The 12,992-nt window shown below is 33.6% G+C and carries 14 protein-coding genes; 10 read left to right on the top strand and 4 right to left on the bottom strand.

What is annotated here, in order from left to right; genetic code table 11:
- Nucleotides 1-642: a protein-L-isoaspartate(D-aspartate) O-methyltransferase gene (locus tag EV144_RS03235; RefSeq protein WP_134146134.1), complete on the bottom strand. Its 642-nt coding sequence runs from the start codon at nt 640-642 to the stop codon at nt 1-3.
- 119 nt (nt 643-761) lie between these two features.
- Here EV144_RS03235 and EV144_RS03240 point away from each other — a divergent pair, with 119 nt between their 5' ends.
- The 10 genes from EV144_RS03240 to EV144_RS03285 all read left to right on the top strand — a co-directional run bounded on the left by EV144_RS03240 (nt 762) and on the right by EV144_RS03285 (nt 9,935).
- Complete coding sequence (locus EV144_RS03240; protein WP_134146135.1) at nt 762-1,769, top strand: RDD family protein; 1,008 nt, start codon at nt 762-764, stop codon at nt 1,767-1,769.
- Nucleotides 1,770-1,846: 77 nt separating this feature from the next.
- The gene (locus EV144_RS03245; protein WP_134146137.1) at nt 1,847-2,812 is read left to right on the top strand and encodes a Gfo/Idh/MocA family protein; all 966 of its coding nucleotides are present in this window, start codon (nt 1,847-1,849) and stop codon (nt 2,810-2,812) included.
- Nucleotides 2,813-2,900: 88 nt separating this feature from the next.
- Complete coding sequence (locus tag EV144_RS03250) at nt 2,901-3,794, top strand: 3-hydroxyacyl-CoA dehydrogenase family protein (protein WP_134146139.1); 894 nt, start codon at nt 2,901-2,903, stop codon at nt 3,792-3,794.
- Between the two features lie 12 nt (nt 3,795-3,806).
- Complete coding sequence (locus tag EV144_RS03255) at nt 3,807-4,466, top strand: YggS family pyridoxal phosphate-dependent enzyme (protein WP_134146141.1); 660 nt, start codon at nt 3,807-3,809, stop codon at nt 4,464-4,466.
- A 62-nt stretch (nt 4,467-4,528) separates the two neighbouring features.
- Nucleotides 4,529-5,890, top strand: a complete 1,362-nt coding sequence (locus EV144_RS03260) for an exonuclease domain-containing protein (protein WP_134146143.1) — start codon at nt 4,529-4,531, stop codon at nt 5,888-5,890.
- 28 nt (nt 5,891-5,918) lie between these two features.
- Entirely contained in the window at nt 5,919-6,758 is an 840-nt protein-coding gene (locus EV144_RS03265; protein WP_134146145.1) for an ion transporter, read from the top strand.
- A 164-nt stretch (nt 6,759-6,922) separates the two neighbouring features.
- Entirely contained in the window at nt 6,923-7,843 is a 921-nt protein-coding gene (gene miaA / locus EV144_RS03270) for a tRNA (adenosine(37)-N6)-dimethylallyltransferase MiaA (protein ID WP_134146146.1), read from the top strand.
- Between the two features lie 52 nt (nt 7,844-7,895).
- The gene (locus EV144_RS03275) at nt 7,896-8,552 is read left to right on the top strand and encodes a hypothetical protein (RefSeq protein ID WP_134146148.1); all 657 of its coding nucleotides are present in this window, start codon (nt 7,896-7,898) and stop codon (nt 8,550-8,552) included.
- Between the two features lie 2 nt (nt 8,553-8,554).
- Nucleotides 8,555-9,148: a hypothetical protein gene (locus tag EV144_RS03280; RefSeq protein WP_134146150.1), complete on the top strand. Its 594-nt coding sequence runs from the start codon at nt 8,555-8,557 to the stop codon at nt 9,146-9,148.
- 40 nt (nt 9,149-9,188) lie between these two features.
- Nucleotides 9,189-9,935, top strand: a complete 747-nt coding sequence (locus EV144_RS03285) for an acyl-[acyl-carrier-protein] thioesterase (RefSeq protein WP_134146152.1) — start codon at nt 9,189-9,191, stop codon at nt 9,933-9,935.
- Between the two features lie 75 nt (nt 9,936-10,010).
- Here EV144_RS03285 and EV144_RS03290 read toward each other — a convergent pair whose 3' ends face one another.
- From EV144_RS03290 to EV144_RS03300, 3 genes are read right to left on the bottom strand one after another with little or no spacing between them, the layout of a single operon-like run.
- A complete protein-coding gene (locus EV144_RS03290) occupies nt 10,011-10,556 on the bottom strand; it encodes a hypothetical protein (protein ID WP_134146153.1) in 546 nt (181 codons plus the stop codon).
- Nucleotides 10,543-11,232: a peptide chain release factor H gene (prfH, locus tag EV144_RS03295; RefSeq protein WP_134146155.1), complete on the bottom strand. Its 690-nt coding sequence runs from the start codon at nt 11,230-11,232 to the stop codon at nt 10,543-10,545. Before prfH ends, EV144_RS03290 begins: the two co-directional genes overlap by 14 nt.
- Nucleotides 11,233-11,244: 12 nt before the next feature.
- Nucleotides 11,245-12,636, bottom strand: a complete 1,392-nt coding sequence (locus EV144_RS03300; RefSeq protein ID WP_134146157.1) for an RtcB family protein — start codon at nt 12,634-12,636, stop codon at nt 11,245-11,247.
- Nucleotides 12,637-12,992 lie beyond the last annotated feature (356 nt).

Below are 12,992 nucleotides of genomic sequence, written 5' to 3' on the forward strand. Positions count from 1 at the left end.
TTAATTTTTATCTTCTAACAAAGGAACAAATCTAAATTCTCCAAACTCGTGTTTTTCAAACTGAGTTTCGTTTTTACGAATTAACAACGTCATTATCTGGACATCTTCTCCTAACGGAATCACAAGCCTGCCTCCTATTTTTAATTGTGCCATTAACGGCTGCGGAATAAATGGTGCACCTGCTGTAACTATAATACTATCAAAAGGAGCAAAATTGGGCAACCCTTTATAACCATCTCCAAACGAAAGATGTTTGGGTCTGATATTTAATTTTGGAAATAAAACTGATGTTGTTTTAAACAATTCCTTTTGTCTTTCAACACTAAACACTTTAGCGCCAAGCATACACAAAACGGCTGTCTGATAACCTGAACCTGTACCAATTTCCAAGATTTTGTGTTCTTTTTGAACCTCTAATAACTGCGATTGAAATGCAACTGTATAAGGCTGCGAAATCGTCTGCCCCGCTCCTATAGGAAATGCCTTATCTTGGTAAGCATAATCTTCAAAACTTGAATTCAGAAAAAGGTGTCTCGGAATTTTTTTTATCGCCTCCAAAACAGCTCTATCGGTAATCCCTTTCTGTTCTAAAGTGCTTACTAATTGATTACGAAGTCCTTGATGTTTGGCAGTGTCTTTCAAAATGGGAAGGTTTTATTTTTGCAAAAATAAGAAAACAAATTATGAATTATCAAGTACTTTTTAATCATTTAATTTCTATTTTTGGTTTTTTATTTAACTCAGATAAATACTAATAATATATGAAGAAAATTATACTTGGCTTGTCTTTGTTTTTTTCCTTAATGGGAATTATAAGATCCTATTTTTTTGTTTTTTATGATTTTAGTGAAGTAACCGATTTTTTGAGTTTTATTATCTTTAACATCCAGGCATATAGTTTTGCCGGATTAGAGATTTACGTTAAAACGCATTTAATAAATGGGCGTTTAGAAAATGATTATATTTCAATGGCACTTTTAAATTTATCTTTTTTTCTAACTTTTTTAGCAGGAACCATTATTTATTACTTTTCACATTATAAAGAAACTAGATTATTAAAGTTTAATTATTCTTTAGTATTTTTAAATTCAATGATTTATATATTATCTCTTATTATTAATTTGAAAGAGAACAAATTGAATATTTACGCCTTTATTTACATCTTACTTGCTTTATTGTACATATATATTTCTTATAGGTTCATTACGAAAGATTTGAATGCTTTTGAATCCAAAATATTAGCAGATGAAAAAATAAAAAATGATGACGATCTTAAAAATGTATCAAATAACAAACGTTTTTTAAATTTATTCATCGATAATACTTTAATATTTGTGGTATCATATAAATTTATTGAATATGCAGAAAGACATGAGAATATCAATACAATATTTACCTCTTTTAAATCAATTGTAGGTGAAAAATTTAGTGCACTATTATTCTTTTGTATAATCAAATTTATCTACTATGTAATTTTTGAATTAGTATTTAAATCAACACCAGGAAAGTTCTTAACTGGATGTTACGTAACTGACGAAGATGGAGATATACCAACTTCTTCAGCCATCTTAAAACGTACTGTATGCAGATTTATACCTTTAGAAAGTTTTTCTTTTTTTGCTGGAATAAATATTCATGATAATTATTCAAGTACTATTGTTACAAATAACAAAAAAGATCTAACTAACGAAAAGTTATATTTATATACATTAGTAATTAATTTTATTATAATCTTAATTATTTATAGCCTTTGTCAATATCCCTATTAATTAAATCCAAAAATCTTTCTGACATTCATTTTCACTTTCAACAAATAAATTCTATTTTTGTTTAAAATACATTTCTCATGTTAAAAGTAGGAGTTTTAGGTGCTGGTCATCTTGGTAAAATACATTTACGCTTATTACAACAATCTGACAAGTACGAATTAGTTGGATTTTACGACGAAAATCAAGAAAATGCCGAAAGAATTTCAAAAGAATTTGGCTATAAAAACTTCAGCACAATTGCTAAACTTATCCACGCTGTCGATGTAATCGATATTGTAACGCCAACACTTTCGCACTACAAATGCGCAAAAGTGGCGATAAAATCAGGTAAACATATCTTTATAGAAAAACCAATTGCCAATACTGTAGAAGAAGCCGAAGAAATTATCGCTTTAGCAAAAGAATACAATGTAAAAGGTCAGGTTGGTCACGTAGAGCGTTTTAATCCTGCATTTATAGCAACCAAAAACATGATCGAAAATCCGATGTTTATAGAAACACATCGTTTGGCAGAATTTAATCCGCGTGGTACAGATGTGCCTGTCGTTTTAGATTTAATGATTCATGATATCGATGCTATTTTGAGTGTTGTAAAGTCGAAAGTAAAACATATTGACGCCAGTGGAGTTTCTGTTATCAGCGACACGCCAGATATTGCAAATGCAAGAATTGAATTTGAAAGTGGCTGTGTTGCTAATTTAACTGCAAGCAGAATTTCATTAAAAAACATGCGTAAATCCCGTTTCTTTCAGAAAGATGCTTATATTTCAGTTGATTTCTTAGAGAAAAGATGCGAAGTAGTTCGTATGAAAGACGCGCCAGAAGTTCCTGGAGATTTTGATATGATCCTGCAAAATGCTGAAGGTGTAAAAAAACAAATCTATTTTACGAATCCTGATGTTGAGCAAAACAACGCAATTTTAGACGAATTAGAATCTTTTGCTAACGCAATTAGTACCGATACGACTCCTGTTGTAACGCTTGAACAAGCTACAGATGCCTTGAGAGTAGCGTATCAAATTATTGATTGTTTCAAAAAATAAATAAATCTTTAAAAATAAATTAGCCACGAATTCACGAATAAATTGGTGAATTCGTGGCTAAATCATAAATATAATACCAATATATAATATGAAAACTATAGCAGTAATTGGCGCAGGAACAATGGGTAACGGAATTGCACATACTTTTGCGCAAAGTGGTTTCACGGTAAAATTAATCGACGTTTCTGAAAAATCATTAGATAAAGGAATGGCAACTATTGCTGCAAATCTTGATCGTATGCTTTCTAAAGGATCAATTACACAGGAAGATGTTGCTAAAACGATCACCAATATTATTACCTATACTGATATTAAAGACGGAGTTGTTGGAGTTGATTTAGTTGTAGAAGCTGCTACAGAAAATGTAGAATTAAAATTGAATATTTTCAAACAATTAAACGAAGCTTGTTCGCACAATACAATTTTAGCAACCAATACCTCTTCAATTTCAATTACACAAATTGGAGCCGTTGTTGCACATCCTGAACGTGTTATCGGAATGCATTTTATGAATCCAGTGCCGATTATGAAACTGGTAGAAATCATTCGTGGTTACAACACAAGCGATGAAGTGACCAAAATAGTAATGGAATTATCCGAGAAATTAGGTAAAACTCCGGTTGAAGTAAACGATTATCCAGGTTTTGTGGCAAACAGAATTTTAATGCCAATGCTAAACGAAGCAATCGAAACGTTATACAATAAAGTAGCCGGCGTTTATGAAATTGACACGGTAATGAAATTAGGAATGGGACACCCGATGGGACCGCTTCAATTGGCTGATTTTATTGGACTTGATGTTTGTCTTGCTATTTTAAACGTTATGTACGACGGTTTCAAAAACCCGAAATATGCTCCTTGCCCACTATTAGTAAATATGGTTCGCGCAGGAAAATTGGGTGTGAAATCTGGTGAAGGTTTTTATGATTACAATGAAAGTAAAAAGGCTGAGAAGATTTCGAAACAATTTATTCTTTCATAAAAAGAAAAAAATATGTCAATAGCATCAAATTTAAATACCATAAAAGCTTCATTACCAGAAAATGTAACCCTAGTTGCTGTTTCTAAAACAAAACCTGTTTCAGACTTGATGCAAGCGTACGAAGCAGGTCAGCGCATTTTTGGAGAAAATAAAATTCAGGAAATGACCGAGAAATGGGAAGAAATGCCAAAAGACATTCAATGGCATATGATTGGACATGTGCAAACAAATAAAGTCAAATTTATGGCACCATTTGTGAGTTTGATTCATGGTGTTGACAGCTTCAAATTATTACAGGAAATTGACAAACAAGCTATTAAAAACAATAGAATTATAGATTGTTTGCTTCAAATATATATTGCCGAAGAAGAAACTAAATTTGGTTTAGACGAAAAAGAATTAAACGAACTTTTAACTTCTCCAGAATTCAAAGAATTAAAAAATATTCGTATCTTAGGATTGATGGGAATGGCGACTTTTACAGACGATCAAAACCAGATAAAAAAAGAATTTACAAATCTAAAATCTACATTTGATTCCATTCAAAAATTACAAACTGAAAACTGCCAATTAGATACCATATCGATGGGAATGTCCGGAGATTATAAATTAGCAATTGAATGCGGAAGCACAATGGTTAGAATTGGAAGCAGTATTTTTGGAGGGCGCTAATTTAATTAACAAACGTAAGATGCAAAATTTGCGTCTCTACATATAGACACTGAACGCATAATTTGTACGCAATATTAGACATAGAAACAACTGGAGGACAGTTTAATGAAGAGGGAATTACCGAAATCGCCATCTATAAATTTGATGGATATGAAGTAGTTGACCAGTTTATTAGTTTGGTCAATCCCGAAATTCCGATTCAGCCCTTTGTGGTGAAATTAACCGGAATCAATAATGCTATGCTGCAATCTGCACCCAAGTTTTTTGAAGTTGCAAAACGCATCATCGAAATGACTTCAGATTGCATTATTGTAGCACATAATGCCTCTTTTGATTACAGAATTCTTCGTACCGAATTTCGTCGTTTAGGCTATGATTTCGAAGCAAGAACCTTATGTACAGTCGAACTTGCCAAAAAACTAATTCCAGAGCAAACTTCTTATAGTTTAGGAAAATTAGTTCGCGCACTCGGAATTCCGATGGCAGACAGACATCGCGCCAGCGGAGACGCGATGGCAACCGTAAAGTTATTTAAAATGCTTTTGGAGAAAGACTTAGAAAAAACAATCGTAAAAGATTTTATAAAACTCGAAGTCGAAAAAGGAATCGCTCCAAAATTCTTAGATCTTGTTTCTCAAATGCCTGCCAAAACCGGCGTTTATTATATTCATAATGAAGGTGGAAATCTGATTTATATCGGCAAAAGCCAAAACATCAAAAAAAGAGTCAATCAGCATTTTACCGGAATCACCACAAAAAGCAAAAGAATTCAGGCTGAAGTTTTTACCATTAAATATGATGAAACCGGAAGCGAACTAATTGCACTTTTAAAAGAAAGCGAAGAAATAAAAATAAACAGACCGCGATACAATCGTTCGCAGAAAAAAACATTTTTTCCTTACGCGATTTATGCAGAAAAAGATTCAAACGGTTATATCAATTTAAAATTGGAAAAAGCAGACGGACGCAAAAAAGAAATTGCTTCCTACGCTTCTTTACAAGATGGAAAAAATGCGCTTTTTAGGTTTACGTCTAAATATCATTTGTGCCAAAAACTAACCGGATTGTACATTACCAAAAAAGAATGTTTTCAATATAAAATAAAAGAATGCGACGGCGCTTGCATTGGCGAAGTTACGCCCGAAATATACAATGCTCGCGTACAGGAATTTATCTCTGAAAACAGCTTCGAAAATAAAAGTATGATTTTATTAGACCGTGGCAGAAATGTAAATGAGCGAAGTGCCATTTTAATAGAAAACGGAATTTATAAAGGTTATGCGTATTACGATTTAAATTATCAGATCACTAATATCGAAATCCTAAAAAATATCCTGATCCCGATGCAGCATAATCGCGATGCAAAAAACCTCATTCAAAATTACATGCGTAAAAGCAAGAACTTAAAAATTCTTCATTTTTAGTACTAAAAACTTTACGTATCTTCGCGTTATGACAAAAAGTAAATCAAAATACGAGATATTTAGAGAAAAAATCAAAATCGTTCTCTACGGCACCAACACCATTCTCGGCCGTATGTTCGATTTGGTACTTTTGGGGCTCATCTTGTTAAGCGTACTTTTAGTAATGCTCGACACAGTCGAAGGCATAAACCACAAATATCATGAGCAATTACTTATTTGTGAGTGGGTTATCACCGTATTTTTTACATTAGAATATGTCCTGCGTGTCATTTCGATTCAAAAACCTGTTAAATATGTCTTTAGTTTCTACGGAATTATCGATCTATTGGCAATATTACCCATGTATCTTTCGATATTTTTTCCGGCAACAAGCGTACTTACAATCGTACGAGTGCTTCGTTTTTTCCGATTATTCAAAATTCTGCATATTCCGCAAATTTCGCATCAATCCTTTCAGCTAAAAGAAGCACTCGAAGCCAGTAAAGAAAAAATTCTGGTCTTCATATATTTTGTCATGATTAGCGCCGTAATTATCGGAGCGATGATGTACGTAGTCGAAGGTAAAGAAAGCGGCTTTACAAGTATACCTGTCGGCATTTATTGGTCTATCGTAACCTTAACAACAGTCGGTTACGGAGATATTTCACCAGCAACCCCGCTAGGTCAGTTTTTAGCCTCTCTCGTTATGATAATGGGTTACGGAATCATTGCCGTGCCAACCGGAATTGTAACCGCAGAATTTGCCAAAAGCAGTTTAAGAAACAACTCCGTAAGCACAAAAAAGACCTGCAAAAAATGCAATTCGCAGGTACATTTTGACAATGCAAAATATTGTTACGAATGCGGAACTGTATTACCAAATAATTAATTTATGAAGCCAATCCAGCTGTACACTTCAACTCCTCATTACAATTGTTGTTTTTTTAAGGCATAAAAGCAGCTTCTCCCGAAGCGTCGGGAGTCGCTCTTTTACACCAAAAAAAACGAACAATTATAATTCCGGGGTTTCCGTTTCCATCTGGGCTAAAAAATATGAAGTATCTAATCACCATTGTCGGACCAACAGCTATAGGTAAAACTGCTTTAAGCATTGCTTTGGCACAACATTTTAATTGCGAAATCATTTCCTGCGACAGCCGTCAGTTTTTTAAAGAAATGACCATTGGCACCGCCGTTCCCAATCAGGAAGAATTGGCATCTGCGACGCATCATTTTATTCAAAATAAATCCATTTTCGAAAATTATACCGTTGGCGATTACGAAAAAGAAGCTTTACAAAAACTCGAAGAATTATACAAAACCAATGATTTTGCCATCTTAATTGGCGGTTCTGGATTATATGTTGATGCTGTTTTAAAAGGTTTCGACGAATTTCCCGAAATTGAATCTTCAATAAGAACCGAAGTAAATTCAAATTACGAAAAACTCGGAATCGAATATCTTCAGAAACAATTGCAACAATTAGATCCTGATTATTTTCAAAAAATAACAATCGAAAATCCACAGACTTTACAAAATCCACAACGTATGATGCGCTTTGTAGAAGTCTGCATCGGAACTGGAAAACCGTATTCTTCCTTTTTAAATCAAAAGAAAAACAATAGAAACTTCACTCCTATTTTAATTGGTTTAGAAGCCGAAAGAGAAATCATTTACAGCAGAATCAACCAAAGAGTTGATATTATGATGAATGAAGGATTACTTGTAGAAGCAGAAGCTTTATATCCAAACAAAGCCTTAAATGCGCTTCAAACTGTTGGGTACAGAGAATTATTCAGTTATTTTGATGGAGAATTTAAACTTGATTTTGCTATCGAAGAAATCAAAAAGAATACAAGACGTTTTTCTAAACGTCAATTAACCTGGTTCAAAAGAAACCAAAACACAAAATGGTTTGACTACAGCACAAACCGACAAAATATAATTGATTACATTAATTTAAAATTAAAATGAGAATTTTTTAAAAGTATTCTATATATTTAGATCATCTTAAAATTCTCACTAAATGCAAAAAACTTTACTTCTCTTTTTCTGTATTTTAATATGTTCGTCCTGCACAATTCAATATGATGGCGAAACAAGAATTGTTGTTCAAGGACAGTTAATTGACAAAAACAACAAACCTCTTTCTAATAAAAAAATAGAAATACAAACTTATTCTGGAGATACTTTTGTCGGCAGTGATTTAATAAGTTATACCGACACAGATGCAGATGGGAAATTTACTTTGATTTTTCCTGCTCCAAAAGGTGATGGAATCAGTATCATAACTTCGATTAATGACGAATATAACGAATTTCAATCTAAGCATATAAACGCTCTAAAGAAAAATTTCAGTAATTATAAATTAGACCTTAATAAAATTGTTTTATACGAAAACAATGATATTACCCAATTAGACTTGATTTTAAACAAAACGTCAACAAATAAAGAAATAACAGAAGCTCATATTGAAGGTCTTCAAGCAGATATTCATTTAGATTTAAATGCTGATGGACTAGAAAATCGATACTTAAATACACACTTTGATGTTATTAAAAATCAAAATGTAAAATTGAGTTACACCATAGTCGATTATTCAAATCCTTCTCAAACTGCTGCAAAACACGAAGCGGTTATTACAATCAATTCTGATAAAGTAACCCATATTATAACGTACTAATTATGAAATACAACGTTTTATTATTTTTATTATTTCTTCAGTTTTCGTACGGTCAGGAAACCGAAAATAAAAGACCTGTAAAATTTAATCACGATATTAGAATAAATGCTTTAGTTCCGTTTAATTCTGGCGATAATTTTTTAGCAAAAGCCAATGACCCACAATTTGGGATTGGAGTAAATTTTAGTTTTTTACGAATTTATGATTTTAAACTTGGTGCGGGCTACGACTATATTTATTACAATACAACCGATATAACGAGGGCTGGTAATGTAGAAAATGCCAGATTTAACAGCGTATATGGTGACATCTCTTATGAAATAAAAATAATCAAAAAGCTAAATATTGAGCCTTATTTTGGTATCGGTTCTGACAAAATCAATTTTAAATCACAGGATAGAAATTATGGACACCAAACAGGAAATGATTTTATAATTGGGTTTAATACCGATTATCAACTTGCTAAAAGATTGTCTGCATTTGTTGGTTTATGCTATTTAGAATCAAAACTAGATATTAATACCTCACCAGAATTTGTTTCGTTTTATAAAAATTCAAAAATGCTTCAATTGAATATTGGTTTAAAAATTCATTAATTTTGTATTCGTTTAATATCAAAATAAAAGAATACACAAAATGCCAATATCTCCAAATTTCACTTCAGTTCTAAGTAAAGACTGGGAAATCAATTTCACACAATGCACGCCAACGGGTTACCTAAAATATACCGATTTGTGCAACCTGTTGCAATTAACTGCAGCAGCACATTCTGAAGTTGGAGGAATCAGCTTTACCGATATGCAGAAATTTGACCAAGCTTGGGTTTTGAGCAGAATGCGTGTAGAAATTACCGCTTTACCAAAATGGCAGGATGTTGTAACGGTAAAAACATGGATCAACAGCCTTGAAAATTCACGCTCTGTACGTGCGTTGGAAATGTATGTGAATGGAGAAAAAATAGTAGGAAGCGAAACATTTTGGGCTGTTTTTAACACCAAAGCCCGTCGTCCGGAAGCATTGGCTTTACCATATGAACATTTTGAGCTTTTCCCAGAAAACAGAGCCACTGTAGAGGGCTTTTCTAAAATAAATATCAATCCGGAAAAAGAATCTGTTTTCGAAAAAACGGTTTATTTATCGGATTTAGACATTGTAAATCACGCTAATAACGTAAAATATTTAGAATGGTGTCTTGACCACGTTGAGCCAAAAAGAATTCTGAAGCAAGAAATTAAAAGTTTTGAAATGAATTTCTTAAAAGAACTTTCTCTAAACGATCAGGTTATCATTCACGAAAGTGAAAACGAAGACCAAACCGAAGTTACTTTCAGCATTACAAAAGACGACAAAACTTGCTTTGCTCTTGAATTGCATTGGAAATAAAAAAAGTTTCAGGTTTCAGGTTTCAAGTTTTTGAAACCTGAAACTAAAAAAACCTGAAACTTAATTTTACTTTTATCAATTTTTCTTTGATTTCTTTTTTGAATCTTTTTTAGATTTCTCAGGCTTTTTTTTCTTGCCTTTAACTAAATCAATTTTGCCTTTAATTCTTTTCTCAATTTCTGTAATTCCCGAATCATAATCATGCTGAATAGAATGAAGTTTGGCCGATTTTATTTCTTTTAAAGCTTCTTTAAATTTATGCTGTACTTCAAGCAATATGGCTTTCTTAATGAAAATTTCAGTCTTATTTATTCCTTTAATAGTCAAAGCAAAGTCGATTAGTTTTTGAGCTTCATCATAATCTTCATTCAAAATCAAAGCCTGCAAATAATACGGATAAACCTCAAGAGCATGAATATTAATCGCTAAAGCTTCCTGAAAATAAGACTTTGCATCTTCATAATTCAAGAGTTGCTCTGCCTGAATTCTTCCATACAAACATAAAACCATTGTGTTTTTATCATTATAAGAAAAAGCATAATCTAAAGATTCTATAGTTCCTTCAAGCCAATACGGATAATTATCCAAAGCCTGAAAAAGGTATTTATCAATTGTTTTCATTTCGTAAATCGTTTTTTAATTTTTGACGAGTTCCTTTGTAACTTTTCTCGATTTTATTGCGTTTAAAGTCAGTTCCGGAAAAAACGCGAATAGGATTTCCACGCTGAATATTCAGCTGATTTTCCCATTGTTTGCCAACATGATTTTTAAGTTGTTGGAGCGTCTCGTCTTCTAGTTTTTTAATTAATCTTTCTGTTGCCAGCTTTTTGTTTTGATGCTGCGAACGGCTGTCCATAGAAACCACCGCAATTCCGGTCGGAATATGAGTTGCCCTTACAGCAGAACTCACTTTATTTACGTGCTGACCGCCAGCGCCGGAACTTCGCATTGCCTGATATTGAATATCATTTTCTGAAACTGAAAATCCCTTTTGAGGTTCGATTTCAAAGATTCCAATAAACCAGTTTTTGCGTTTGTGCATTTTCCTAAACTGACTTTGCCCAATCCACTGAATTGTTCCAACCCAGGAATTCACAAATTGAGCTGCGTTTTTTCCTTTTATAGCAATCGAAGCTGTTTCTACAGTTCCGTTTTCTTCACCAGATTCTCTTTGTAGTAAAACGGTTTCCAGTTCTTGCTCGCGCGCTTCATCCAAAACTTTTTTAAGCACTTGGGCAACTACCCAAGTGCATTCTGCAGGTCCGCGACCCGCTGTTATCTGAATTATCTTTTCCATTTTTAAATTTCTTTATCGATCCATTCTAACAATCTTCGGAGTAAAAGTCCCAAGAATATCAACGAGTTCTGTTTGGTTTGCCATTACTTTTGTAATGTCTTTGTACGCCATTGGAGCTTCATCAATATTTCCTCCAATCAAGGTTACATCATTGGCTTTTAATACTTTTTTGATTTCGCTTTGCGTAAAAGTAGCTTTGCATTTAGCTCTCGAAAATAAGCGCCCTGCACCATGCGATGCCGAATTTAAACTTGCTGCATTTCCTTTTCCTTTTACAATGTAGCCCGGCGCAGTCATAGATCCCGGAATAATTCCCAACTGGCCTTCGGCCGCTGGAGTTGCTCCTTTTCTGTGCACAATGCATTCCTTCCCATCAACCATTTCTTTCCAGGCAAAATTGTGATGATTTTCAATCGTAACTACAACTCGCTTTCCTATCGCTTTTGCAATTCTCCTGTGAATATCATCGTGACAAGCTTTAGCATATTCTCCTGCCAAATTCATTGCCAACCAATATTCCTGACCGTCATGCGTATTCAAATCCAACCAAGCCAGATGTTGCACATTTTTTGGCAACGGACATTGTTTCGTCGCCATATACGTGTAATGTTTGGCAATATTTGCACCCAAACCTCTTGAACCGCTGTGCGAAAGAACAGCAAAGTATTCGCCTGCTCCTAACTTCCATTCATTTTCAGGATTTTCAATCTTAGCGATTCCAAATTCCACAAAATGATTTCCTCCGCCTGAACTTCCCAATTGCTTATACGCTTTTGGTAAAAGATTCTTTAACAGCGGAATATCTTGAAATTCACTTTTGTAAAAAACATCATGATCTACTCTGTTTGCGTGCGTTTCGTTCATTCCGAATTTGGTGTTATCTTTCAAAATCGCCTGCAGTTGATGTTCTTTTCCTTTGAAATAAGATGCCGGAATATCAAATATTGATAAACTCATTCGGCACCCAATATCTACTCCAACTCCATACGGAATAACCGCGTTGTCTGTTGCTAATACGCCGCCAATTGGCAATCCGTAACCAGAATGTGCGTCTGGCATTAAAGCTCCAGCAACTGAAATTGGCAATTTTAAAGAATCATACAATTGAAATTTTGCCTGCTGGTCAATCTCATTTTCTCCAAAAATGCTGAAAGGCGCCCTTGTTGTTTTCAATTGATGCATTCTTACCTGCACCGGATTTACTAAGCCTTCTGCGACTTTTCCCCAGGTTCCGTGACCTTCAAATTTTTCGGGGTGAAGTAATACTTCTTTCGCTTCTGTTAGAATAGACTCTTTTTTTTCTCTTTTTCTATATCTGTTTATCTGCCCTAAGGCGATGTTTATTGAATTATTTTTAGGAAAGCCTAACTTAATCAGGTCTTTTCCGGATAATTTATTTCCCATAAATTTTATTATTGTAACTGTTTTTTTTTGCATGCTATGCTGGTTCAAACAAATGGTCTGAAACAAACATAAGCGTACGGCATCTTTTACTCGTTGAGTAAATAATTGATCGTTATTCGGGAAAGTTTTGAAGTGTCTAGAATAAAAAAAGCCCGAAACTATTTGTCTTCGGGCTTTTTTATATATCTAAAAAGAATTTCTAAGATTGAAATAAGCCACGAAGAAGCGATGCACCAAATCCGTTTGGTGTGAAGCTTTGAGATGTTGATTTAAGTACAAACATTTTTTCTTCGTTATTAAGGGTTTATTATTTTTTTCGTCTGCAAAGATTCGTAATAGTTTTTTGATTTTCCAAA

The sequence above is a fragment of the Flavobacterium sp. 270 genome (genome assembly GCF_004368785.1).
Lineage (GTDB): Bacteria > Bacteroidota > Bacteroidia > Flavobacteriales > Flavobacteriaceae > Flavobacterium.